The sequence below is a fragment of the Mycobacterium sp. IDUB_37 genome (assembly GCF_055419245.1).
Genome location: NZ_JBVAXG010000002.1, coordinates 830,777 through 854,864, shown reverse-complemented (window position 1 = coordinate 854,864; position 24,088 = coordinate 830,777). Strand labels below are relative to the sequence as shown.

Annotated in this window: 23 protein-coding genes and 1 pseudogene; 13 read left to right on the top strand and 11 right to left on the bottom strand. The window is 65.2% G+C overall.

Translation table 11 applies throughout. From position 1 onward, the window contains the following. Window positions 1-218, bottom strand: a 218-nt coding sequence (locus ACZY1I_RS10655) for a BatC protein (RefSeq protein WP_463754300.1), incomplete at its 3' end; no start/stop codon positions are given. Window positions 219-485: 267 nt separating this feature from the next. Here ACZY1I_RS10655 and stf0 point away from each other — a divergent pair. Genes stf0 through cysC form a run of 3 tightly spaced genes read left to right on the top strand, consistent with a single transcriptional unit; the run spans window position 486 to window position 4,178 of the window. Next, window positions 486-1,289, top strand: a complete 804-nt coding sequence (gene stf0 / locus ACZY1I_RS10650) for a trehalose 2-sulfotransferase (protein ID WP_463754299.1) — start codon at window positions 486-488, stop codon at window positions 1,287-1,289. 46 nt (window positions 1,290-1,335) lie between these two features. Then, the gene (gene cysD / locus ACZY1I_RS10645) at window positions 1,336-2,253 is read left to right on the top strand and encodes a sulfate adenylyltransferase subunit CysD (protein ID WP_463754298.1); all 918 of its coding nucleotides are present in this window, start codon (window positions 1,336-1,338) and stop codon (window positions 2,251-2,253) included. Then, window positions 2,253-4,178, top strand: a complete 1,926-nt coding sequence (gene cysC, locus ACZY1I_RS10640) for an adenylyl-sulfate kinase (RefSeq protein ID WP_463754297.1) — start codon at window positions 2,253-2,255, stop codon at window positions 4,176-4,178. Before cysD ends, cysC begins: the two co-directional genes overlap by 1 nt. A 2-nt stretch (window positions 4,179-4,180) precedes the next feature. Here cysC and ACZY1I_RS10635 read toward each other — a convergent pair whose 3' ends face one another. Then, entirely contained in the window at window positions 4,181-5,095 is a 915-nt protein-coding gene (locus ACZY1I_RS10635; RefSeq protein WP_463754296.1) for a hypothetical protein, read from the bottom strand. Window positions 5,096-5,397: 302 nt separating this feature from the next. Here ACZY1I_RS10635 and ACZY1I_RS10630 point away from each other — a divergent pair, with 302 nt between their 5' ends. Further along, entirely contained in the window at window positions 5,398-5,532 is a 135-nt protein-coding gene (locus ACZY1I_RS10630) for a hypothetical protein (RefSeq protein ID WP_463754295.1), read from the top strand. A gap of 4 nt (window positions 5,533-5,536) precedes the next feature. Continuing rightward, a complete protein-coding gene (locus ACZY1I_RS10625; protein ID WP_463754293.1) occupies window positions 5,537-6,658 on the top strand; it encodes a YeiH family protein in 1,122 nt (373 codons plus the stop codon). Window positions 6,659-6,674: 16 nt separating this feature from the next. On the opposite strand, the gene ACZY1I_RS10620 is transcribed toward ACZY1I_RS10625, so the two are convergent. Next, window positions 6,675-7,052, bottom strand: a complete 378-nt coding sequence (locus ACZY1I_RS10620) for a PH domain-containing protein (RefSeq protein ID WP_463754292.1) — start codon at window positions 7,050-7,052, stop codon at window positions 6,675-6,677. A 167-nt stretch (window positions 7,053-7,219) separates the two neighbouring features. Here ACZY1I_RS10620 and ACZY1I_RS10615 point away from each other — a divergent pair, with 167 nt between their 5' ends. Together ACZY1I_RS10615 and ACZY1I_RS10610 are read left to right on the top strand one after the other, a co-directional pair. Then, complete coding sequence (locus tag ACZY1I_RS10615; protein WP_463754291.1) at window positions 7,220-7,543, top strand: DUF732 domain-containing protein; 324 nt, start codon at window positions 7,220-7,222, stop codon at window positions 7,541-7,543. 149 nt (window positions 7,544-7,692) lie between these two features. Further along, window positions 7,693-8,229, top strand: coding sequence for a PE family protein (locus ACZY1I_RS10610; protein ID WP_463754289.1), 537 nt, complete (start codon window positions 7,693-7,695; stop codon window positions 8,227-8,229). A gap of 2 nt (window positions 8,230-8,231) precedes the next feature. On the opposite strand, the gene ACZY1I_RS10605 is transcribed toward ACZY1I_RS10610, so the two are convergent. The 4 genes from ACZY1I_RS10605 to fdxA all read right to left on the bottom strand — a co-directional run bounded on the left by ACZY1I_RS10605 (window position 8,232) and on the right by fdxA (window position 13,526). Next, on the bottom strand, window positions 8,232-9,506 hold the full coding sequence (locus ACZY1I_RS10605) for an alpha/beta hydrolase fold domain-containing protein (RefSeq protein ID WP_463754288.1): 1,275 nt from the start codon (window positions 9,504-9,506) through the stop codon (window positions 8,232-8,234). Between the two features lie 89 nt (window positions 9,507-9,595). Continuing rightward, window positions 9,596-11,974, bottom strand: a complete 2,379-nt coding sequence (locus ACZY1I_RS10600) for an APC family permease (protein ID WP_463754287.1) — start codon at window positions 11,972-11,974, stop codon at window positions 9,596-9,598. Window positions 11,975-12,077: 103 nt separating this feature from the next. After that, window positions 12,078-13,193 (bottom strand): succinyldiaminopimelate transaminase, encoded by a 1,116-nt coding sequence (gene dapC / locus ACZY1I_RS10595; protein WP_463754286.1) that lies wholly within the window; start codon window positions 13,191-13,193, stop codon window positions 12,078-12,080. A 6-nt stretch (window positions 13,194-13,199) separates the two neighbouring features. Next, a complete protein-coding gene (fdxA, locus tag ACZY1I_RS10590) occupies window positions 13,200-13,526 on the bottom strand; it encodes a ferredoxin (protein ID WP_463754285.1) in 327 nt (108 codons plus the stop codon). Between the two features lie 255 nt (window positions 13,527-13,781). On the opposite strand from fdxA, the gene ACZY1I_RS10585 reads away from it, so the two are divergent. The 3 genes from ACZY1I_RS10585 to ACZY1I_RS10575 all read left to right on the top strand — a co-directional run bounded on the left by ACZY1I_RS10585 (window position 13,782) and on the right by ACZY1I_RS10575 (window position 16,949). Continuing rightward, the gene (locus ACZY1I_RS10585; protein ID WP_463754284.1) at window positions 13,782-14,351 is read left to right on the top strand and encodes a PadR family transcriptional regulator; all 570 of its coding nucleotides are present in this window, start codon (window positions 13,782-13,784) and stop codon (window positions 14,349-14,351) included. Continuing rightward, window positions 14,309-16,378, top strand: a complete 2,070-nt coding sequence (locus ACZY1I_RS10580) for an FAD-dependent oxidoreductase (protein WP_463754283.1) — start codon at window positions 14,309-14,311, stop codon at window positions 16,376-16,378. Before ACZY1I_RS10585 ends, ACZY1I_RS10580 begins: the two co-directional genes overlap by 43 nt. A gap of 238 nt (window positions 16,379-16,616) precedes the next feature. Beyond that, window positions 16,617-16,949, top strand: coding sequence for a hemophore-related protein (locus ACZY1I_RS10575; protein WP_463754282.1), 333 nt, complete (start codon window positions 16,617-16,619; stop codon window positions 16,947-16,949). A gap of 72 nt (window positions 16,950-17,021) precedes the next feature. Here the strand turns inward: ACZY1I_RS10575 and ACZY1I_RS10570 are convergent. Both ACZY1I_RS10570 and ACZY1I_RS10565 read right to left on the bottom strand, forming a co-directional pair. Then, window positions 17,022-17,174 (bottom strand): annotated as a pseudogene (locus ACZY1I_RS10570) (maleylpyruvate isomerase N-terminal domain-containing protein); the annotation flags it as partial. A 180-nt stretch (window positions 17,175-17,354) separates the two neighbouring features. Beyond that, window positions 17,355-19,955 (bottom strand): bifunctional FO biosynthesis protein CofGH, encoded by a 2,601-nt coding sequence (locus ACZY1I_RS10565; protein ID WP_463754281.1) that lies wholly within the window; start codon window positions 19,953-19,955, stop codon window positions 17,355-17,357. Window positions 19,956-20,257: 302 nt separating this feature from the next. Between ACZY1I_RS10565 and ACZY1I_RS10560 the strand changes: the two genes are divergently transcribed. Both ACZY1I_RS10560 and ACZY1I_RS10555 read left to right on the top strand, forming a co-directional pair. Further along, on the top strand, window positions 20,258-20,788 hold the full coding sequence (locus ACZY1I_RS10560; protein ID WP_463754280.1) for a PE family protein: 531 nt from the start codon (window positions 20,258-20,260) through the stop codon (window positions 20,786-20,788). Window positions 20,789-20,993: 205 nt separating this feature from the next. Continuing rightward, the gene (locus tag ACZY1I_RS10555; RefSeq protein WP_463754279.1) at window positions 20,994-21,854 is read left to right on the top strand and encodes a PE family protein; all 861 of its coding nucleotides are present in this window, start codon (window positions 20,994-20,996) and stop codon (window positions 21,852-21,854) included. 72 nt (window positions 21,855-21,926) lie between these two features. On the opposite strand, the gene ACZY1I_RS10550 is transcribed toward ACZY1I_RS10555, so the two are convergent. Then, window positions 21,927-22,388 (bottom strand): hypothetical protein, encoded by a 462-nt coding sequence (locus ACZY1I_RS10550; RefSeq protein ID WP_463754278.1) that lies wholly within the window; start codon window positions 22,386-22,388, stop codon window positions 21,927-21,929. Between the two features lie 103 nt (window positions 22,389-22,491). Next, window positions 22,492-23,391 (bottom strand): N-acetyl-1-D-myo-inositol-2-amino-2-deoxy-alpha-D-glucopyranoside deacetylase, encoded by a 900-nt coding sequence (mshB, locus tag ACZY1I_RS10545; protein WP_463754277.1) that lies wholly within the window; start codon window positions 23,389-23,391, stop codon window positions 22,492-22,494. Between the two features lie 91 nt (window positions 23,392-23,482). Between mshB and ACZY1I_RS10540 the strand changes: the two genes are divergently transcribed. Beyond that, window positions 23,483-24,073 carry a TetR/AcrR family transcriptional regulator gene (locus ACZY1I_RS10540; RefSeq protein WP_463754378.1) on the top strand — a complete coding sequence of 197 codons (591 nt, stop codon included), beginning with the start codon at window positions 23,483-23,485 and terminating at the stop codon, window positions 24,071-24,073. Window positions 24,074-24,088 lie beyond the last annotated feature (15 nt).

The window sequence follows — 24,088 nt, the reverse complement described above, 5'->3', positions numbered from 1 at the left end:
TCGTGACCTTCGGGGTTGGATCCGCCGTCGGCCGGGCCCTCGCCCGCGGTGCCGTCGGCGCCGCCGTCGTGACCTTCGGGGTTGGATCCGCCGTCGGCCGGGCCCTCGCCCGCGGTGCCGTCGGCGCCGCCGTCGTGACCTTCAGGGTTCGATCCGCCGTCGGCAGGTCCCTCCCCGCCGTTACCTGCAGTGGTGATGTCCTCGTCGTCGAGTGCCATGGTGATCCCTCTCTTGTTGGTTCAGCCAAGACTGCCGTTCTAGGTTGTTTCCCCCGCATCGTGATGCCAAACGACCAATAACTGAGGGATAATTATGAGTATTCACTGCCAGTCCAGGCTGTGTCGCTGGTTGACGCCTTTTTGGTCGATTCGCGAGTCGCACAACAAGGCAGCACCGGCAATTCACCGAAGGCCGACAAGGGTTATCTTCAGCGTGAGGGTAAATGCCTGTGTTGCATAAGTTTTCGCTGACGCTAGGCTTCCTTCGTGGCCGATCATCCGTCGTCATATCTGGTGCTGGCATCCCAGCGCAGCGGCAGCACCTTGCTGGTCGAGTCGCTGCGCGCGACCGGCGTGGCCGGTGAGCCGCAGGAGTTCTTCCAATACCTGCCTAGCACCAGTCAGTCGCCTCAGCCAAGAGAATGGTTCGCCGGAGTCGAGGACGAGTCAATTCTGAGTCTGCTGGATCCGCTGGATGTGGGGAAGCCGGATCTCGCAACTCCGGAGATCTGGCGCGACTACATCCGCACAGTTGGACGGACCCCCAACGGCGTGTGGGGCGGCAAGCTGATGTGGAACCAGACACCACTGCTCTTGGACCGGGTCTCCGGCCTCGAGGAACGGTCCGGCGAGGGGTTGCTGGCCGGCATTCGCGACGTCGTCGGCGAAGATCCGTTGCTGATTCATATTCACCGGCCCGACGTGGTGTCCCAGGCGGTGTCGTTCTGGCGGGCCGTGCAGACCCGGGTATGGCGGGGAAGGCCGGATCCGGTCCGTGATGCGCGCGCCACCTATCACGCCGGTGCCATCGCGCATGTCGTTCGGATGCTGCAGGCCCAAGAGGTGGGCTGGAAGAACTGGTTCGCCGAAGAAGACGTGAAGCCGGTTGAGATTTCCTATCCGGTGTTGTGGCGCAACCTCACTGAGGTGGTGGGCGACATCCTCGAGCGGTTGGGGCTCGACCCGCGTCTGGCGCCCGAACCGGTGCTGCAGCGTCAAGCCGACAAGCGTTCCGACGACTGGGTGGACCGCTATCGAGCGGATGCCGAAAGTGAAGGACTACCAACATGATACGTGTCGGCGATGCAGACCGAAGCGATGAGGAGGAGCGGCACAAATGACCGCAGTGGAAGAAGCTCGGCACGTCGACGAATTGCGACTGCTGGAAGCCGAGGCGGTACACATTATCCGCGAAGTCGTCGCCGAACTGGAACGCCCCGTCCTGCTGTTCTCCGCGGGCAAAGACTCGATCGTGCTACTTCGTTTGGCAGAGAAGGCATTTCGCCCGATTCCGCTGCCGTTTCCGGTGATGCACGTCGACACCGGCCACAACTTCCCCGAGGTGATCGAATTCCGGGACCGCCGAGTCACCGGTGAGGGGCACAAGCTCATCGTCGCGTCGGTGCAGGAATCGATCGACAAGGGCCGCGTGCCCGACCCCGGCCCCAGCGCTTCGCGTAACCGGGCCCAAACCCGCACCCTGCTCGACGGACTGGAGGAAGGCGGCTTCGACGCGGCCTTCGGCGGCGCCCGACGCGACGAAGAACGCGCCCGCGCCAAGGAACGGATCCTGAGCTTCCGCGACGAGTTCGGCCAGTGGGATCCCCGTGCGCAGCGCCCAGAACCGTGGACGCTCTACAACGGCCGGATCAAAAAGGGTGAGCAGGTTCGGGTGTTCCCGCTCAGCAACTGGACCGAGCTCGACATCTGGCGCTACATCGAACTGGAAGACCTTGAGATACCGTCGATTTACTACGCCCACGAACGCGAAGTATTCGAACGTGACGGCATCCTGCTGGCCGTGTCGGAATACGCCACCCCGCACAACGGCGAGACGGCCAAGACCGAATGGGTGCGTTACCGCACTGTCGGCGACCTGACCATCACCGGGGCGGTCCGCTCCGAGGCCACCGACATCAGTGGCGTCATCACCGAAATCTCGGCGGCGACGGTGTCCGAACGCGGTGAGACCCGCGCCGACGACCGCACCTCGGCCGCTGCCATGGAAGACCGCAAGCGAGAAGGATACTTCTGATGACTGTCTCCGACCAGGCCGAGAAGGTCGAAAAGATCCTGCACCCCAAGGGTGTAACGCGTCAGTTGCTGCGCATCACCACCGCCGGTTCGGTCGACGACGGCAAGAGCACGCTGATCGGTCGCATCATGCACGACACCGACAGCCTGCCGCTGGACCACTTGGAAGCCGTGACCGACGACGAGGGCGTCGCCGACCTGGCAGCGCTTTCCGACGGCCTGCGCGCCGAGCGCGAGCAGGGCATCACCATCGACGTCGCGTACCGGTTCTTCTCCACCGAAACGCGCAGCTACATCCTGGCCGACACGCCCGGTCACGAGCGCTACACCCGCAACATGTTCACCGGCGCGTCCAACGCGCACGCGGCCATCCTCCTGGTGGACGCCAGTGCGGGCGTGCTGCGGCAGACGCGGCGGCACGCGCGGATCGCAAAACTGTTGGGCATCAAGCACTTTGTGGCTGCGGTGAACAAGATCGACCTCATCGACTTCGACCAGGGCAAGTTCAGCGAAGTGGAGGATCAGCTGGGCCAGGTGGCGGCACGCCTCGGCGACGTCGACATCGCGGTGATTCCGATCGCGGCCAAGCACGGCGACAACGTCGTGCATCGGTCCGACCGGACCCCGTGGTACGAGGGCAAGACCCTGCTCGAGTATCTGGAAACCATCGAATTGGCCGCACCCCACGCCGAAGCATCGCGGCTGCGCCTGCCGGTGCAGTGGGTCTCGCGTCCGACCGACGACCAGCGCCGCCGTTACACCGGGCGCCTTGCAGCGGGCACGCTCAGCGTCGGCGACTCGGTGATCTCGCTGCCCGCCGGCACCCGCTCGACAGTGACCGCGCTGGACACGCTCGACGACGATCGCACGACAGGCGTTGCGCCGCTTTCGGTCTCGATCGAGCTGGAGGACGACATCGACGTGGGCCGCGGCGATGTCTTCGTCAGCGGCGCCGAGGACGCCGTTCACCCGGTACTGGCCCGGGAACTCGACGCCACGGTGTGCTGGTTCAGTGACACCCCGTTGCGGGCCGGCGACCGACTGGCGCTCAAGCAGACCACCAAGACGGTGCGGGCCACCGTTCAGGAATTGCACTCGCGCCTGGACCCCGAGACTCTCGACGAACTGGACCAGCCAGTTGAGTTGACGCTCAACGATATTGGCACTGTGACGCTGCGAACCAGCTCCGTCGTCGTCGCCGATCCCTATGTTGAGAACCGGGACAGCGGCGCGTTCATCCTGATCGATGAGACCACCAACGACACCATCGGCGCGGGCACCGTCATCGAGGCCCGCGAGGTCAAGCCGGGCACCCACGCGCGCACCGACATTCGGTGGCACCCGTCCGCGCTGGACCGGGGTCACCGCTGGCAGGCGACCGGCCAGCCGGGCGCGACCATCTGGTTCACCGGCCTGCCCGCATCCGGCAAGTCGACGGTCGCGGTCGCCGTGGAGCGCGCACTGGTCGAGTCCGGACGGGTTGCCTACCTGCTCGACGGCGACAACCTGCGCCACGGCCTGTCCGACGACCTGGGCTTCTCGCCCGGCGACCGCACCGAAAACATCAGGCGGGTAGGGCATTTGACGCGCCTGCTGGCTGACGCCGGCGTGGTGGCGCTGGCGTCGTTGGTGTCGCCGCTGAAGTCGGACCGGGAAACCGCCCGCGAACTCAACGATGCCGCAAAGCTGCCGTTCATCGAGGTGCACATCGCCACCTCGTTGGCTGAGTGCGAAAAGCGGGACCCCAAGGGCCTTTACGCACGGGCACGCAAGGGCGAACTCAAGGGTCTGACCGGTGTCGACGCACCGTACGAGGCGCCGGAGAGCCCCGATCTCGTGCTCGACACCGCGGGCGCCGACATCGACGAACTCGCCGCCCAGGTCATCGCGCTGCTCGACGAGCGCAGCCCGCGTCCGGGGAACTAGATTCAGCGTTCCGGGGGGCCTGCGTGGCCGGCGATGCCGGAAATAGGGGTGCCGAAATCGACGAGCACCTCGGGCGTGCCACCGGTCAACGGGGTGCGCCAGATTCGTCCGCCGAGATCGGACACGTAGGCCACGCCGGCGTCGTCGTCGATTGCGAGTCCGATCGCTTCGCCGAAGCCCGCCGCGAGGATCTCCGGCCGACCGCCGACCGCGCCGGCGGCGGGGATCGGTGCACGGTTGAGGGTATTGCCGTTCGGCGGGGCGCCGCGGTCGGTCCAGTACAGCCGGTCACCCACTATCTCCAGGTCGATCGGCTCCGGAAGTCCGTCCCACAGCACTTCGATGTCGGCGCGGTCCGCGGCGCTCGGCGCCGACGGCAGCTCCAGACGGGCACGGAAGATACGGCCTCGGCCGCCCTTGGCGGGGCCCTTCTGCGTCCAGTAGAGGTGACCCCGCTCGTCGTCAACCGCAACGCCGACGCATTCGTCGAGGATCGGTTCGGATCCCGCCTTATTGATCACCAGGTCGGTTAGGCCGCTGCCGTCAGCGTCGATGCGGCTGATCTTGTAGCCTTCGCGGTCGCCCCAGTACAGGCGGCCGGCACGGTCGGCGGCGAGTTGCTTGCCGGTGGTGATGTCCCCGGGCGCGGTGAGGTCGACCGAACCGGTTCCGTCCAGACCGACGGCGTGCACTCCGCCATTGCGAACGGAATAGTCGAGGCTGGCCTCGCCGCTGCGGTTCGGATCCCTGGTGGCCGGACCCATGGTGGTCCAGTAGATCCGGTCGCCACGCAGCACGATCCCGTCGGGGAAGCTGCGCGGGGTGCCGGTGAAGACATCGGTGACCGATCGATCGGCCAGGTCGATGCGATAGATCACCGCGGTGAGGATTCCCAACGCGTAGATGGATTCGAACATCACGCCTCCCGCGTATTCCATAGGGGCCGCTGGGACCCGCGGGGCACCAGCGGGTAGGTGTAGTGCCCGGGGTCTGCGACATCTGAACTTGTTCGGTAATGCCCTGGTAGCGGCCGAGCCTGCCATCTTCACAATCGGTCGTCGGCGCGATCATGACCAGACGTCTGAACCAATGACCACACCGCTTCTAACGCACGTCGAATCCCCCAATGATTCGCCACAACATATATCTCACCGCGGGAGCTAGATTCACCACGAGCCAATAACTTGGGTCAGCAACCCCGACTGGGCACCATGGCTGCGTGAGCGAAAAGGATGAGCCACGCGGTTGGTATGGCCGGCTGGGCTCGGTTTCGGTCGACTGGTGGGCGACACTACTGGCCGGCGTGGTCGCCGCCCTGGCGGTCGCCGACATCCTTCCCAAGATTCCGTGGTGACGTCATGAGCACAGTCCGCGTCGAACCCGACCAGTTGGTCGACGATGAGCCGGCGTTCACCAGTAACCGCCCCCTGGACTACGTCCCCGGCGTACTGCTGCTGATCGCGGTGGGCGTGCTGGGCAAGTACGCGCAGATCTGGTGGAACGCGCTGGCCAAGAAGCAACACTGGACCGTGCCCGACATCGAATATGTGTTGTGGGCCATCGTGATCGGGTTGCTGATCACGAACACCATCGGCTTGCACCGGGTGTTTCGTCCCGGAGTGCAGACCTACGAATTCTGGCTCAAGATCGGCATCGTGTTGATGGGCTCCCGCTTTGTCCTCGGTGATATCGCAAAACTGGGCGGGGCCAGCCTGATTCAGATTCTGGTCGATATGGCGGTTGCGGGAGCGATCATTCTGGCCGCCGCCCACGCATTCGGGCTGTCCGGAAAGTTGGGTTCCCTGCTGGCCATCGGCACCTCGGTCTGCGGAGTTTCGGCCATCGTGGCGGCCAAAGGGGCAATCCGGGCACGCAACTCCGACGTCAGCTACGCCATCGCGGCCATCTTGGCCCTCGGCGCCGTGGCGCTGTTCGCACTACCACCACTTGGCCATGCAATCGGCCTCAGCGACAACGAATTCGGTTTGTGGGCAGGCCTTTCGGTGGACAACACCGCCGAGACCACCGCAACCGGCTACCTGTACTCCGATCACGCGGGCAAGATCGCCGTGCTGGTCAAGTCGACCCGCAACGCATTGATCGGATTCGTGGTGCTCGGGTTCGCGGTGTTCTGGGCCGCGCGCGGGCAGGCCGACGACATCGCCCCCGGCGCACGAGCCAAGGTCGCGTTCATCTGGGACAAATTCCCCAAGTTCGTGCTGGGTTTCCTCGCGGTGTCCGGGGTCGCGACCCTGGGCTGGCTCACCAAAGGACAGACCGCCAACCTCGCCAACGTGTCAAAATGGGCGTTCCTGCTGACCTTCGCCGGGGTCGGGCTCAACACCGATTTCCGTCAGATCGCGCGCACGGGTTGGCGCCCGCTGGTGGTTGCGGTCATTGGTCTAGTCGTGGTCGCGTCGGTCTCTCTGGGCCTGGTCCTGTTCACGTCCCGGGTATTGCATTGGGGCTTGGGCAGCTGACTCCTGCCGTCATCGGCTAAAGGACGTGGCTCGCGATCAGCTGTCCGATGGTCCGAATGTCAACCTGCCCTTTGAAATCCAGATGGACCCGGCCGAGGCCGGAGAACCAGAGTTGGAGTTCGGCATCGAGATCGAACCGCCCGGCGGTTTCGATGCTCCAGGCTTGAATCTTGCTGTACGGCAGCGACGAGTAGTCGCGCTTTTTCCCGGTCATGCCTTGGACATTCACCGTGATCAAGCGCTTGTTGGTAAATACGACCGAGTCGCGCATGCCTTTGAAGCTGAGGTAGACGCTTTCGCCCTCAACCAGAATCGGCGCCAGCTCAGCGGCGATTATTCGCGGGTCACTCGGCCCCAGTCTCGATAAGAGACCACCACTTTGAAAGTCGATCATTGCAGCAGCGTATCGACGATCAGGCCAATCGCGGTCACATTGATGCCCGCGAAGAGTCCGGCAGGTTTCACACGGTGAACACACCGTAACCAGATTTGTTTGTATTGCCTCCGGCCCAGCAAACGCGGTAGTAATTAGACAAACGTCAGCAAACGAAAGGCAAGCACATGTTCTCAGCTCGCTGGACAGCCAGACTGGCCGCTCCCGTCATGATTGGCGCCGCCGTGATGACCGGCACCGGCATCGCACTCGCCGACAGCACCGACGACGCATTCCTCGGTCAGATGCACAAGCTCGGGTTCACCTGGCCGGCCGGGGACGACTCCGACATCGTCTCAATGGGTCACCAGATCTGCGCCGACCGCAGCGCCGGCAAGACACCCGACCAGATCGCGACCGACATCCACACCACGTTGGGCGCCAAGGGCATCACCTTCGCCGACGTCACCTCCATGGTCAGTGCCGCGGAATCGACCTACTGCCCCGGATAAACGGCATTCGTTCGCGGGTCCGGGCCATCGGCGGCCACCAGCGCCGATCGATAAAGAAGACTGCAGCTATTATCTGGCGGACGATTCCGGTTCGTGCCATGCTCTGGGGCGAGTCGATAGCTCGATGATGACCTCCCGGGGGAACAGGCATGTCTTTTGTGATCGCCGCGCCAGACCTGATGGCGGCGGCCGCCACGAATCTGGCGGCCATCAATTCATCGCTCAGCGAGGCCCAGGTGGCCGCGGCGGCCCGGACTTCGGCACTGGCGCCCGCCGCAGCTGACGAGGTTTCCGCGGGTATTGCGCAACTGTTCGCCGCACACGCCCACGAGTACCAGGGCGTGGCCGGTCAGGCGGCCGCATTCCACGAGCAGTTCGTCAAGCAATTGGGTGTCGGTGCGACAAAGTATGCCGGCGCCGAAGCCGCAAACGCTGCCGCGATGGGAACGGCTGAACCGATCAGTGATATTGCCAGCACCGTTTTGGGCGTGGTATTCCTCCCGTTCACCTTATTCCAGCAGTTGCTGACACTGGCGATCAACACCTTCATAATCAAGCCCTTGTACCAAATCTTCATCGCCCCGATTATGGACGCGATCCTGAAGGCGATAATCGCGTCTCTTTTCACCACTTACCGGCCGAAGACCACCACCACCACCACGACCACGCCCCCTCCGTCGCCATAGGCCTACGAAGCGGCGGTTGCGCGGCTCTTCGACTTTGAAGCCGGCCCGGTGGTGGCGTAAATCTGCGCCAGGAACTGCTCGACGGCCACTGCGGCATGCGCCGCACGCGGCGACCCGAGGATGTCGAAACCATGCTGTGCGCAAGGCAACTCGGCGTAGACGACGGGCTGGCGACTGACCTCGCGCAATCGTTTTGTGAAGCTGCGCGCCTGCTCGACGGGGACCAACGAGTCATTGACGCCGTGCAGCACGAAGAACGGCGGCGCGTCCTCGGAGACATGGCTGATCGACGAGGCAAGCCGCAGCGGCTCGGCGATCTCCCCCCGGCTCAGCTTGAACACCCGCTTTGCCACCAACGGCACCATCAGCGGATGCATCGAGTCGTCGTCGCGGGTGAAGTCGTAGACACCGTAGAACGGCACGGCCGCCTGCACGCGGGTGTCCAGTTCTTCGAACCCGGGCTGGAACAGCGGGTCGTTGGGGGTGAGTGCGGCAAGTGATGACAGGTGTCCGCCTGCCGATCCGCCGGTGATCGCGATCCAGTCCGGGTCGCCGCCGTATTCGGCGATGTGCTCCTTGGCCCACGCGATCGCGCGCTTGACGTCGACGATGTGGTCGGGCCAGGTCGCGCGAGGGCTCAGCCGATAATTGACCGAAACACAGACCCAGCCCAGCTCGGCCAGGTGGCTCATCAACGGATGTCCTTGCCCCCGTTTGCTTCCCACCATCCAGGCGCCGCCGTGCACCTGCAACAGCACCGGCGCCTTACCCCCCCGATCGAGGTCCGGCCGCCGCCAGATGTCGAGGGAGTTGCGCGACCCGAACTCCCCATAGCTGATGTCGGAGTCGTGCGCATAGTCCCGCCAGATCCGCAGCATGCGTGCGGCGCCCGGTTTCTTCGCCGTGGCACCCTCTGGCGGCGGGCGCATCCACAAATCGCCCGACTCGGTTCGACGCTCGGTGCCCAGCCCGGCGTCCAGGGCCGCCTCCAGCGGTTCGTTCGCCGACTCGCCGACCCTGCGCAGACCGATCAGACCCACCCAGGACACCGCCGAAACCAACCAGCTGAACAAGCGCACCCGTCGGGACAGCCGAGGCGACACAGCAGCCAGTGCCACCGACTGAGCCGCGATCGACTGCACCGGAAATTCCGACGCGAACAGGCCGTAGCCGAACGCGTAACCGGCGCCGTAACCGCGCTTGCTCAACGGCCGGTAGCCGTTGGCGGTGAACACCAACCCCGCTAGAGACACGAATATGGCCGCAATTCGCTGCACAGCTGTCCTCCACTTCGGACGGTCACTACTTAACGAATCTAACTGTCCGGTTCAGGGCCCTTCGAAACCACCCGATCGAAACCACCCGATCAGCCGGTCTCCCCCGCCTCCCCCGCGCCGCCGGCATCGCGGGTCTCCTCGGGCTGGTCGACCACGTCATATGCGGGGTCGACCATCCACATGGGCCGGTTACCGCTCTGCCGAGCCTTGCCGGTGACTCGCAACACCTGCCCGGGCTGAATGTCGGAGCTGCCAGGTCCGGGACGGAACCTGATGCGGACGTCTCCACTGTCGTCGCCGATCACGATCCACCGGATGGTGCCCCGGCGTTTGGCGATGTCCTCGACTTCGCTCACCCGGCCCTCGATGGTCGCGCGCTGACCCGGAATCAGGGCCGCCACCTGAATCACCGTCGCCGAGCGGGCGGGGTGCTCGTAGGTCTCGACGTTCTGGTCCTCCGACTGCGAAACCCAAGCCTCCAGCTTGTCGATTTCGCGCCCGATCCGCTGCTCGAAACGGTCCGGGTAGGCATCTTTGATGCGAGATTGCACGTCGTAGGGCACGATCGTGGCCGCGGCATCCGGGATCAGGCTCACCGCCCGCGCGACCTTGTCCGCGGTGCGGTCGTGCAACAGTCGCCCGAGTAGCGGCGCATAAGTTCGACGCGGCAACAGCACCGTCACGTTGGTGTCCGGATGCTCCTCGCGCGCCGTCGCAACCAAAATCTGTGCGGCGCGGGTGATCCGCCGATCCGGACAGTCCACCACCCGCAGGCGGGTATCCAGATCGAATTGCTCCCAACGCTTTCGCAACTGCGCGGCATGAATCGCGTCCACCATGAAGTGCACCGCGATCAGCTCGTCGGCGCGCAGTCCCTTCCCGTACCGCAATGCCTCGATCACCGCGAGATCCACCGAGTTCACGAAGATGAAGACCCGGTGCCGCGCGTACTTCACCAACTCCGGCCGGTCGGTGCGGAACATCTCGAGAATGGCTGCCTCGGCACGGTATTCGCGGTTGAGCCGGATCAGCATGAAAACCAGCACCGGGAAGACGACGACCACCAGCCAAGCACCCTCGGTGAATTTCGCCACCGCGAAAATGCCGACGACGACGGTCGACAGGACGCCCGCGGACAGGTTGATCGCCAGCCGGTGCCGCCAGCCCGGTTCCCGGTGCGTCAGATGATGTTTGGTCATTCCGTACCCGGCCATCGAGAACCCGGTGAACACACCGATCGCATAGAACGGAACCAGCGCGTTGACCGAGCCTCCCGTCGTCACCAGAAGCACCACCGAGAGCGCGGCGAGCGCGATGATGCCGTTGGAGAAGACCAGGCGGTGACCACGTTTCATCAGTTGTCGCGGCAGGAAGCGGTCCTCGGCGACGAAACTGGCCAATGCCGGGAAGCCGTTGAAGCTGGTGTTGGCGCCGGTGAAAAGGATTGCCGCGGTTGATGCCTGAACCATGATGAAGAAGACGTTGCCGACGGCACCGTTGCCGAATACCGCGCGCCCGATCTGCGAAAGCACCGAGGGATATTCGCTCAGGTACGGCGTCGCGTGGGTGGCGTACGCCAGGTAGGCGACTCCGGCCAGCAGGAACCCGAGAATGGCGGCCATCGCGGTGAGTACGCGACGAGCGTTGCGGCCCTGCGGTTTTTGAAACACATCGACGGTGTTGGAGATCGCCTCCACACCCGTCAGCGACGAGCCGCCGTTGGCGAACGCGCGCAACAGCACCAGGACTGTCGCACCCATCACCAACCCGTTGTCCTGATGCACCAGCACGGTGCCGGCCAGGTGCTGCGAATCATAGGTGGGTAAGCCCCAAAAGATATGGCGCACAACCCCTACCACGATCGTCAGGGCGACCATCACGATGAACGCGTACGTTGCGGCGGCGAAAGGCTTTCCCGCTTCCCGCAATCCGCGCAGGTTCAGGTAGCAGATGAAAACGACCACACCGACGGTGATCTCCAGGCTGAACGGCCCCAGCACCGGCAGCGCGGACACCACGGCCACCGTCCCGGCGGCGGCCTGCACAGCCACCGTCACGACATAGTCGATGAGCAGCGCTGCGGCGGCGACCTGAGCGACTCGCGGCCCGAAGTTGTCCCGCGCGACGATGTAGGAACCCCCGGCCCGGGTGTAGGCCATCACCACCTGCCGGTAGGAAGCCGCCACCAACACCAGGATGAACAGGATGACCCCGGTGATCGGCAGCAGCAACGCAAACGCCGCCAGCCCCGCGTGGGGCAGCAACTCGATCAAAATCTGCTCGGGGCCGTACGCGGTCGAGGAGATGGCATCCGGCGACAACGCGCCCAGGGCGACCGGGTTCGACAATCGCTCGCCGGCCAGTTCCTCGGTGATCAGCGGCTTGCCCAGAAACACCCGCTTGAAGACGTCACCCATCGTCAGCGGGATGCGCAGCTTGCCGCCCGAATTGTCAGCCGAACTTGCCATGAGCACACCCTGCCCGTTGCTGTCGAGCAGACGCAAAATCGCACGAAAACCCTGAGATTTATGCGATTTTGCGTCTGCTCGCGGTGGAACTGCTCGACATAACTTAGCCCAGGCGCGCGGCGGCGGCGTCGATGCGCTCGTCGGTGGCGGTCAACGCAACCCGCACGTGCTGCCCGCCGCGGGGGCCGTAGAAATCGCCGGGCGCCACCAGGATTCCGCGTTCGGCCAGCCACGCGACGGTCTCGTGGCATCCCTGCCCGCGGCTGGCCCAGAGATACAGGCCGGCCTCCGAGTGCTCGACGGCGAAGCCCGCCGATTGCAGCGCGGGCAGCAGGACGGCGCGCCGCTGCGCATACCGCTCCCGTTGCAGCTTCTCGTGGTCGTCGTCGTCCAGGGCGGCCACCATGGCCGCCTGCACCGGCGTCGGCACGATCATCCCGGCATGTTTGCGCACCGCCAGCAGCTCGGCGACCACGTCGGCGTCGCCGGCCACGAAACCGGCACGGTAGCCGGCCAGCGACGACGTCTTCGACAGCGAGTGCACGGCGATCAACCCGGTGTGGTCACCGTCGCAGACCGAGGGGTGCAGCACCGACAGCGGCTCAGCCTCCCAGGCCAGCCCCAGGTAGCACTCGTCGGACGCGATGAGCACGCCCCGATCCCGCGCCCACTCGACGACCTTGCGCAGGTGGTCGACGCCGAGTACCCGTCCGGTCGGGTTGCTCGGTGAGTTGAGGTAGACCAGCGCCGGGGACTGCGGGCCCAGCTGGGTCAACGAGTCCGCGCGCACCACCTGCGTCCGCGCCAGCCGCGCCCCGACCTCGTAGGTCGGGTAAGCCAGTTCAGGGACGGCGACAACATCGGTGCCGCCCAGCCCCAGCAGCGTCGGCAACCAGGCGATCAGTTCCTTGGTGCCGATCACCGGCAGCACCGCCGACTCGCGCAGGCCGGTGACGCCGTAACGGCGGGAAAGCGCGGCCACCGCGGACTCCCGCAGTTGCGGGGTTCCGGCGGTGGCGGGATAGCCGGGAACCCAGCTGGCCGCTACGAGCGCCTGCTGGATCAGCGGCGCGACCGGATCAACCGGAGTGCCGACAGACAGGTCGACGATGCCACCCGGATGGGCCGCGGCGCTGGCCTTTGCCTCGGCCAGGGTGTCCCATGGAAACTCCGGGAGCGTGGCCGAAACCGCGCCACCCTTCCTGGGCCGATTAGGCACTGCCGCTCAGTCGTCCTCGCCCTGCGGCGGGAGGTCCTTGACCGCCTGCGGGTCGTTTTCGGTCAGGCCGACCTTCGCGGCACCGCCCGGCGACCCCAACTCGTCGAAGAAGTCGGCGTTGATCTGGGTGTACTGGCCCCACTGCTCCGGCACGTCATCTTCGTAGTAGATGGCTTCCACGGGGCAGACCGGCTCACAGGCGCCGCAGTCCACGCACTCGTCGGGGTGGATGTAGAGCATCCTGGCACCCTCGTAGATGCAGTCGACCGGGCATTCCTCGATGCAAGCCTTGTCTTTGATGTCGGTGCAAGGCTGGGAAATCACGTACGTCACGGACGTCTCCTCAACGTGTCCTCCATGAACGGCTCGGTATGGAAATTCAACGAGATGTGGGCTTTCAATAGAACTGGGCTGTCGGTCGCGCCGCCCGGGGGCTTCCGGGCCGCTTACCGTTTGGTGCGATTGGTTACTGATACTAGACGTTGCATATACACCTGGACCAAATGGCACGCCTGTCACGAAGGAAGATGTGTCCAGTCACTATGCACCCTGTTGCATAGCACCGGGGCTGGCTTCTATGGTGCCCACATGGCGCTCCCCCACGCGATCCTGGTTGCGCTGTGCGAACAGGCCGGGTCGGGTTATGAGTTGGCCCGCCGCTTCGATCGCTCCATCGGCTATTTCTGGAGCGCCACCCACCAGCAGATCTATCGCGCACTTCGAGCGATGGAGAACGACGGCTGGGTCACCGCCGCCACAGTGGCCCAGCACGGCCGACCGGATAAGAAGGTCTACACGGTGTCCGAAACCGGACGTGCCGAATTGGCGAACTGGATTGCCGAACCGCTGTCGCCGACCAGACCCGGCCGGGGTAGCGCGCTGAGCGACAACGCCACTCGCGATCTAGCGGTCAAGCTACGGGCCGTGGCCCACGGCGATATGTCCGCGCTGCGGAGCCAGATCACCGCACTACGGGCCGAGCGGGTCGAATCCTTGGACACCTACCGGCAATTGGAGAAGCGGGGGTTCCCCGACCCAGCAGCGCTGCGCGGCGCCGCATTACACCAACATCTCGTGTTGCGCGGCGGCATCCTCGCCGAACAGAGCGCCATCGAATGGCTCGACGAAGTGGCCAGAGCATTGCAGGAGAAACCGTGACGCCGTACCCGAATCTGTTGTCCCCGTTGGACCTTGGTTTCACCACCCTACGCAACCGGGTGGTCATGGGCTCGATGCACACCGGGCTGGAAGACCGCGCCGGACACATCGATCGCCTGGCCGAGTACTTCGCCGAACGGGCCCGTGGCGGCGTCGGTCTCATCATCACCGGTGGGTACGCCCCCAACCGGACCGGGTGGCTGCTGCCCTTCGCGTCGGAGTTGACGTCCTCGGCGCAGGCCCGCCGGCACCGCCGCATCACCGCTGCGGTCCACTCCGCGGGCGGCAAAATCGTCTTGCAAATTTTGCACGCCGGACGCTATGCGTACCATCCGCTCTCGGTCAGCGCATCGTCAATCAAGGCGCCCATCAATCCATTTCGTCCCCGCGCCCTCACCGGGCGCGGTGTCGAATCGACGATCGCAGATTTCGCGCGGTGCGCCCGGTTGGCGCTGGAGGCCGGCTACGACGGCGTCGAAATCATGGGCAGCGAAGGCTATCTGGTCAATCAGTTCCTGGCGCCGCGGACCAACAAGCGCACCGATTCGTGGGGAGGCACACCGGCCAACCGCCGTCGGTTCCCGGTACAGATCGTGCGCCGTACCCGTGCCGCAGTCGGATCCGACTTCATCATCAGCTACCGGATGTCGCTGGCCGACTATGTCGAGGGCGGCCAGACGTGGGACGAAATCCTGGCGCTGGCAACCGAAGTGGAGGCCGCGGGGGCGACTATCATCAATTCCGGGTTCGGCTGGCACGAGGCGCGGGTCCCGACCATCGTCACCTCGGTACCCAACAGCGCGTTCGTCGACATCAGCAGCGCGCTGGCAGAGCACGTCAGCATCCCGGTGGTGGCGTCCAACCGGATCAACATGCCGCAGGCCGCCGAGCAGACCCTGACCGACACCCACGTACGGCTGATATCGATGGCCCGGCCGTTGTTGGCGGATCCGGAGTGGGTGCTCAAGGCAGAGGACGACCGCGACCAGGAGATCAACACCTGTATCGCCTGCAATCAGGCCTGCCTGGATCACGCCTTCGCCAGGAAGACGGTGTCGTGTCTGCTCAATCCGAGGGCCGCGCACGAGACGAAGTTGGTGTTGTCACCGACGCGCAGGACGCGCATGGTGGCCGTAGTGGGGGCCGGCCCGGCCGGGCTTGCCGCCGCGGTTAACGCCGCCCAACGAGGGCACCGAGTGACCCTGTTCGAGGCCAACGACTTCATCGGCGGTCAATTCGACCTTGCCCGCCGCATCCCCGGCAAAGAGGAATTCAGCGAGACCATCCGGTATTTCTCGACCATGTTGGCCAAGCTCGAGGTCGAAGTGCGACTCGGTCGCCGGGCCACGGCAAACGACCTGGCCGGGTTTGACGCCGTCGTCCTGGCCAGTGGCGTGACGCCGCGGCTGCCGGCCATCCCGGGCATCGACCACCCAAAGGTCGTCACCTATGCCGAGGCGATCACCGGCGCCAAACCGGTCGGCAAGACGGTCGCCGTCGTCGGGGCCGGGGGCATCGGTTTCGACGTCAGCGAACTGCTGGTGACCGAGGAGTCACCCACCCTGAACGTCAAGGAGTGGCAGGCCGAGTGGGGGATCGTCGATCCGTCCGAATTCCATGAGAACCGCGGCGCCCTGACCAATCCCCTCCCCACGCCGCCCGCCCGCGAGGTCTACCTGCTACAGCGCAGCAAGGGGCCGCAAGGCAAGCGGCTGGGCAAAACCAGCGGATGGGTGCACCGGGCGTCCCTCAAGGCGAAGGGCGTCCACCAACTGTCCGGGGTCAATTACGAACGAATCAGCGATGACGGCCTGCACATCAGCTTCGGCCCGGACCGGCAGCGGCCACAAGTGCTCGCCGTCGACAACGTAGTGGTGTGCGCCGGCCAGGAATCGGCTCGCGAACTGGCGGACGACCTACGCAGAATCGGCGTCGACCCACACATCATCGGCGGCGCCGCGTTTGCTGCCGAACTAGATGCCAAAGGTGCGATCAGGCAGGGCACCGAAGTTGCCGCGCGCCTGTGACTGAGCTTTGCGGATGCTGTGACCGGGCTCTGCATCGTCCGATTTCGCCCACCGCGAAACCGTGCATATTGTGCCCCTGAACTGGCAATAGTTACGTTCACGAAGGATCTCGCGATACAACATTTGATAGAAGCACGCCCGCGGAGCCTGGTAGCCTAGAGCACAGACGGCAACCGCTGGGCAGATGTCGTCGCTGTCGTATTTCGGCGGTGCAATAAGTTGGGGAAGGTGTCCAAAAATGAGGTTGTCACTTACTAAGGCGGCTGTTGTTGCTGGGGGGCTGGCAGTGTCGCTGGGTCTTGGCACCGGTGTCGCGAATGCAGACCCGCTCGACGCGGCTGTCAACACGACCTGCAATTACGGCCAGGTCATGAATGCACTGAATGCAACGGATCCGGGTGCTGCCGCTCAGCTCACCGCATCCCCGGTCGCGACTGGCTGGCTGAACTCGTTCCTCGCATCGCCTCCGGCGAAGCGTCGTTCGATGGCCGCACAGTTGCAGGCCATGCCGGGCGCATCGGCATACGTCGGGCTCGTCGAGTCCGTCGCGGTGTCCTGCAACAACTACTGAGTTCTTACTCCGCGAGCGCAACGTCGCTGCGAGATCCTCGAGATCGAGCAGGCGTTGCGCTTGCGGTGTTTCGTAGCCACTCCGTAGCCGGCGCACCCGACCCAGAGCGTCCGGTCCGACCCGGCTCCGGAACCGTGACGGGTCGCCGGGGCGCCGACGCCAGAGCAGCAGCACTCGCGCCGCGCTATCAGTTGCCAGAGTCGCCGGACCTTCAGGGTTCGCCAGCCTGATAGTTGACTGTTCTGCATCGACGCTGATCAGCACGCCATCCCCGGTTGCTACCGGATTGCCGGCCAGGTGAGCGCCCGGGACCCGGGCCATCGTCTATCGCTGGATTGTCAATCGGGTGCCGCATCGGGTGGGCGTACCCCGTCGGCAGCCGGGCCGACTACCCGCCCGGGGGGACTAAGCAGCCAGCGGCGCGTACGTCGTGGTGCGCTGACGCGCCGGACGGCCGATACCTTCTGCAATCGCGACCAGTTCGTCGACCGACTTGGCCGACCCGTGCTCTGAACCCGCCATCCGCGAGATGGTCTCCTCCATCAGCGTGCCGCCCAGGTCGTTGGCGCCACCGTTGAGCATCACCTGGGTGCGCTCGATACCGAGCTTCACCCAGCTCGTCTGGATGTGCGAGATGCGGCCGTGCAGCATGATCCGAGCCAAGGCGTGTACCGCCCGGTTGTCCCGATGCGTCGGGCCGGGGCGCGCGGCACCCGCCAAATAGAGCGGGGAACTCTGGTGCACGAACGGCAGCGGCACGAACTCCGTGAAACCGCCGGTGCGATCCTGAATCTCGCGCAGCACGTTGAGGTGCCCGACCCAGTGCTTGGGGCTGTCGACGTGGCCGTACATCATCGTCGACGACGACCGTAGTCCCACCTCATGGGCGGTCGTCACGATCTCGACCCAGAGCGATGTCGGCAACTTGCCCTTGGTGAGCACCCAGCGCACTTCGTCGTCCAGAATCTCGGCGGCCGTGCCGGGGATGGTGTCCAAACCCGCCTCACGCAGTCCGGTCAGCCACTCGCGAATGCTCAGCCCGCTCTTGGTCACGCCATTGGCGATCTCCATCGGGGAAAACGCGTGCACGTGCATCGACGGCACCCGGGCCTTGACCGCGCGGACCAGGTCGGCATATCCGGTCACCGGCAATTCCGGGTCGATGCCACCCTGCATGCAGATCTCGGTGGCACCGGCGACATGCGCCTCCCACGCCCGGTCGGCAACCTCGTCCGCCGACAGGGAGTACGCGTCGGCATCCCCCTTGCGCTGAGCGAACGCGCAGAACCGGCAACCGGTGTAGCAAATATTGGTGAAGTTGATGTTGCGGTTCACCACGAAGGTGACTTCTTCGCCGACTACCTCACGACGTAACGAATCAGCCAGTGCGGCAATCGCTTCCAGTGCCGGACCGTCGGCGGTCGCCAAAGCCAGGTACTCGTCGTCAGAGCATGCGCCCGGATTCCGTTCCGCCGAACGCAGCGCCGCAAGCACATCGCTGTCTAGGCGCTCTGGCGCTCTGGCGCCTTGCGCCGCCAGTTCGTCCACATGAGCCCGGATGGACTCCCAGTCGCCGAACGCGCTGTCGAGGTCGCTGCGGGCCTCGGTGTTGCGGCCGTCGGTGTCGATCGCGGCGTTGAGATCCACACGACCGGATGAGGCCACATCATCGGGCTCCTGCCATGGCCTACCCACCGGGTTGACGTCTCGGGCCCAACCGGTCGCCGGATCGGCAAGCGCCGCAACGTGGCCTTGCACCCGGGGATCGATCCATGCCGCGCCGGCCTGGACATACTTCGGCTGCGCGGTCAAGCGCTGAACCAGGTCGAAGCCGGCTTCCGCGGTGACCGCCGCCAGGTCGTCCAAAGCGGGCCACGGCCGTTCGGGGTTCACGTGATCCGGCGTCAGTGGCGAGACGCCGCCCCAGTCGTCGACGCCTGCCCGGACCAGCGCCAGGCACTCGTCGCGGGAGACCAGATTGGGCGGCGCCTGGATACGCATGCCGGGGCCGAGCACCAGGCGCGTCACAGCCACCGTCGCCAGGTAGTCCTCGATGCCTGCGTCGGGCACGGCGGCCATCGCGGTGTGTTCCTTGGCCCGGAAGTTCTGCACGATCACTTCTTGAATGTGGCCGAACTCTTTGTGCGACTTGCGAATTGCATGCAAGGTGTCGGCTCGTTCGGTCAGCGTCTCGCCGATGCCGACCAGCAGGCCGGTGGTGAACGGAATGGACAGCCGGCCGGCGTCGGTCAGGGCGCGCAGGCGGACCGCCGGATCCTTATCCGGGCTGCCGTAATGCGCAAGGCCCTTGGTTTCGAACAGCCGACGCGACGTCGTTTCGAGCATCATGCCCATCGATGGCGCCACCGGCTTGAGCCGCGACATCTCCGACCAGGTCATGACGCCGGGGTTCAGATGGGGCAGCAAGCCGGTTTCCTCGAGCACCCGGATAGCCATGGCCCGCACGTAGGACAGGGTGGAGTCGTAGCCTCGCTCGTCGAGCCACTGGCGCGCCTCGTCCCACCGGTCTTCGGGTCGGTCACCAAGGGTGAATAGTGCTTCCTTGCAACCGAGTTCGGCCCCGCGCCGCGCGACGTCGAGAATCTCGTCGGGTTCCATGTACATCCCGATCCCCTGGGCGCGCAGCCGGCCGGGGACGGTGACGAAGGTGCAGTAGTGGCAGTTGTCCCGGCACAAATGCGTGACCGGGATGAAAACCTTGCGCGAGTAACTGATCGGCAGCTGACCGGTAGCGCCGCGACGCCCGGCGGATTCCAGTCCCGCGTCACGCACGCGGGCCGCGCTCGCACACAGATCGACAAGGTCGTCGCCGCGTGCGGTCATCGCGATGGCCGACTCGTCGACGTTCAGCGCGACGCCGTCTCTGGCCCGGCGCAGCACTCGACGGATCGCCGACGCGCTCGCTCCCGGCGAGGTCCTGGGCGGAACGACGAGGCTGGGTAGCTCGGTGGGCTCCTGGCCCGAAGGCTCCGGTGTCAGTGGCACGTTGGTGTAACTTCCCCAAGACTCGATTTCATCCGCGCGTCCAAAAGCGGAACCCTGACAGCGGCGGCATAAGCGCAAGATTAGCGCCGGACCGGGGCCGCCATGCGGTCGAGTGCCCGCGTCGGCGCCGGACCGTCGGCAAGTGTGAGATTTATGTGAACAATTTCACTGGGCATCTTTGCCGGGTCCGCGGGGCCGTGATAGGGTCCCGCTGGGGTTGTAGCAAACAATTTTGATTGGCCGCTCTCACACGGCGGTGAGAGTCACATGCAGCAGGAACCATCGAAGGATTTGGGGGCAAAATGGCCTTTGTACTGGCGGCACCACAAGCTCTGACTGACGCTGCGGCGAATGTGGCTGACATCGGATCGTCGCTGAACGCGGCCACCACCAGCGCCGCCGAGCAAACAAGCTCACTGCCGGCCGCTGCCGCGGATGAGGTCTCGGCGGCGGTCGCCGAGTTGTTCTCCTCACACGGCCAGGAATTCCAGCACCTCAGCGCCGCGGCGGCCAACTTCCACGACAAATTCACTCAGACCCTGGCGGCAGGTGCCGACACCTACAAAACCGCCGAGGCGGGCATCGCGCGGACACTGGCAAGTTCTGGTGCAATCCCCCAACCTGCGGCGGCTGCACCGGCAGCACCGTACTACGGCTACCCGGGGTACTACGGCGGCTACTACGGTTACACCGGTTTCCCATTCCTGGACTTCATTTTCAGCACTTTTTACCTGTTTATCGCGTGCCTATCCAACCCGTACTACGCGCCAATTTATATCCTCGATTACTTCAGCTACCTGCCGTATATTTTCGGCGGCGGTTACTACTACTAAAGGTAATCAATAACCTGATCGCCTGATCTGCCGCAGCGCTCGTCCGACCCGAGCCTGCCGGCAAGACGCTGGCAAAACGACGGCGCTGCCAGCGATTTCGCGCATACGCCCAGTTTCTCCCCACCGATCACGTTACGATCTGCCAAAGTCAGCGAATCGAACGGCCGGTGACCACACGCGGGGGTGGAGCCAGGGAGAGTGCGGGATGTCGTTTTTGCACGCAGCGCCGGAGGCGCTGAGAACAGCGGCGTCCGACATTGCCGGTATCGGCACGGAGATCAGCTCTGCCAATGCGGCCGCGTCACTCCCCACCACCGGCGTGGTCGCGGCGGCGGCCGACCAGGTTTCGGCCGAGGTTGCGGCGTTGTTCTCGTCGCACGCGCAGGGATATCAGCTGATCAGCAGCCAGATGGCGGCGTTCCACGACAAATTCGTACAGGCCCTGGGCGCTGGTGCGAACTCGTACGCCACCGCAGAGCAGGGTGCGGCACGGTCCCTGGCGAACGCGGCCGGCGCGCCCGCACAGCAATTGCTCGGCAGCCAGTCCCTCATCGGGCCCGCGGCCGAACAGATTGCCGGTTCCGCAGCAAAAGCCGCGGGACAGGCGCAGAGCGCGTTCCAGGGGGCCGGCGCCAGTGCCCTGCGCGCGCTGGGACTCACACCGACCGGCGGAATCAACGGGTTGGCCACTGCGCGTGGGTTGCTGGGGAGCGCAGAGGCCGCACCCGCGGCGGTGATACCTGTGTCCTGGGCCGACGCCATCCAAGGCACCTACCTGACATTTGAGCCGTATGTTGCTTACGGTTTCGAACTCGCATCATATGCGGTGGGCTTTGTACCCTACGTGGGCATTCTGGCGCCGCAGGTCATCTTCATCTATGACCTTTTCGAGCCGATGGTGCAGGCGACGGTGTTCAACCTCACGGACTGGCTGGCCGGAACCGTCACCTTCTCGGAGGGCCTGAACAATATTGCGGGGGCCACTACGGCATCGATCAACCAGTTCATCCAGACCGAGTACTACTGGTTCCGGAGCTTCTTACCGCCGCTGCCGCCACTGCCCTGACCGACGCCCTAACGCAGCGTGGCGATCGCAAGCGCGACGAAAGTCGGGCGCAGCGGGTCGCCACCATCAGGCTCAGCCCCGCATCGAGCGGCGCAGCAGCACCCACACCGGCGGCGCGACACCCAGCACGATCAGCACCAAAGCCGAGTACGCCATGAACCCCTGACCGCCCAGGATGATGTCATCACCGGGACCGCCCAAACTCATCGCAGCCACCGTGAGCAGCCACGTCCACAACGGCAGTGCGGCTACCCTCGGCGAAGTCGTCCAGCGGCCGGCGGCCCACACCAGAGCGGCATTGACCACACCACTGATCAACGCACTGATCGGAAACGGAATCGAGCCGATATATGACGGCAGCAACAACGCCCCCGCAAGCGCGGACAGCACGCCGTCGACGGCTAGCAGTGCGAGTACAACAAAGCGGACAGCAGGATCTGTAGCGCTGGTCTCTTCACCCGAGACCGCGCGTGACGCGATGTCTGTCAGGTTGGGATGCTGTCGAACTGCGAAACGAACGAACCGAGTACCCACTGCAGGCTGTCCAGCCGGTCCTGCCAGTGCTGCATATTCGGGTCCTGATCCGGGTCCATGCCGAGTCCTTCCGGTTCCTACCGAAAACTGCCTAATTGGCAGCCTACGTGTCTGATCCCGTAATGCCCAGACCGGCAAGCAGATCCGTCTCCCAGCCGCGTTCATCACGATCGCCCGCGGTGCCCGCGACAAGGACGTAGTGCTCCTCGGCCGAGATCGGCAGTGCCATGTCGTTGGACAGGGCACACGCCCGTTGCGTCGGGCCGACGACTACTTGCGTGGCGTGCGCGGCAAGCGCCGCCACCTTTGCGGCACGCGCGTCCGCGTCGGCCTCGACGACGGCGGTGATGTCCTCGTCCGGGTATACGAAGGGGATGTCGTCCGGGGGCAGCGTCCACCCGGGTCGCAGGTCATCGGGGCCCAGCGAGGCCAGGTCCGAGGCAATGGCGTTGCGCGCCAGGACCGTCCAGTAGAACTTCGGCACCGTCCACGGGTCGCCTGGGTAATCGCCGGTCGCGGCCTGGGTGACGGCGGCCGTGGTGACGGCGTGCGCGCGGATGTGGTCGGGGTGGCCGTAGCCGCCGTTGGGGTCGTAAGTCACCACGACGTGCGGGCGCAACTCATGGATCAATGCCACCAGCGCGCCCACCGCCTCCCGCTCGTCGGCGTCGACGAATCTGCGCCCACCACCGCGCACTTCGGTGCCGGCCATACCGGAATCGCGCCAGCGTCCTGCGCCACCCAGAAAAATGGGCGCGCCGATCCCCAACGCGTGCAGCGCCTTGCTGAGCTCGCCGATGCGGTAGCCGCCCAGTTGATCCGCGCGATCGACGGCGAGTTCGGCCCAGCGATCGCCGATCACCTCACCCTCTTCGCCGAGCGTGCAGGTGACGACGTGGACCTGCGCGCCCCGCGCGCGGTAGTGGGCGATGGTGGCGCCGTTGGCCAGACTCTCGTCGTCGGGGTGCGCGTGCACGAACAGCAACCGTGGGGTCTCGAGCATGGACGCACTGTACCGGCCGGGTGGAAGTCACCGGCAACGCCGATCTTTCGTCTCTAAAAGGAACGCCAGCGGCTACTATCGTGAAATGGCGATCGCTATAAAGCCCGAGCCGAGTGCCGGCCGGAGTCGCCGACGCGGCGAAGTCCTTGAACGCGCACTCTACGCCGCGACATTGGCCGAGTTGACCTCGGTCGGGTACGGCGGGCTGACCATGGAGGGAATCGCCGCACGCGCACACACCGGCAAAGCCGCGCTGTACCGACGCTGGACCTGCAAGCACGACCTGGTGCAGGCCGCCCTCATGCACACTGTGCCGCCACTGCCCGAACCGCGTGCCGGCCGATCTGCCCGGGAGAACCTGCTGGCGGTGTTCACTGCGCATCGCGACGTGCTGGCCGGCAAGACCGATTTCCCCGGCCTCGAGATCATCAGCCAGCTGATACACGAGCCAGAGCTGCGGACCATCTTTGCCGAAGCGGTGGTCTCCCCGCGTTTGAAGATCATCGAGTCGATTCTGAAAACCGCTGCGCTGGAAGGCGATATCGACGCCGCGAGGGTCAACCCGCTGACCGCCCGGATCGGACCGGCACTGATCAATCAGCATTTCATGCTCACCGCGACGCCGCCGACCCGCCGCGAATTGGCACAGATCGTAGACACGGTCATCCCGCCTGCAACGTAGCTTCCCCGGCGCGCG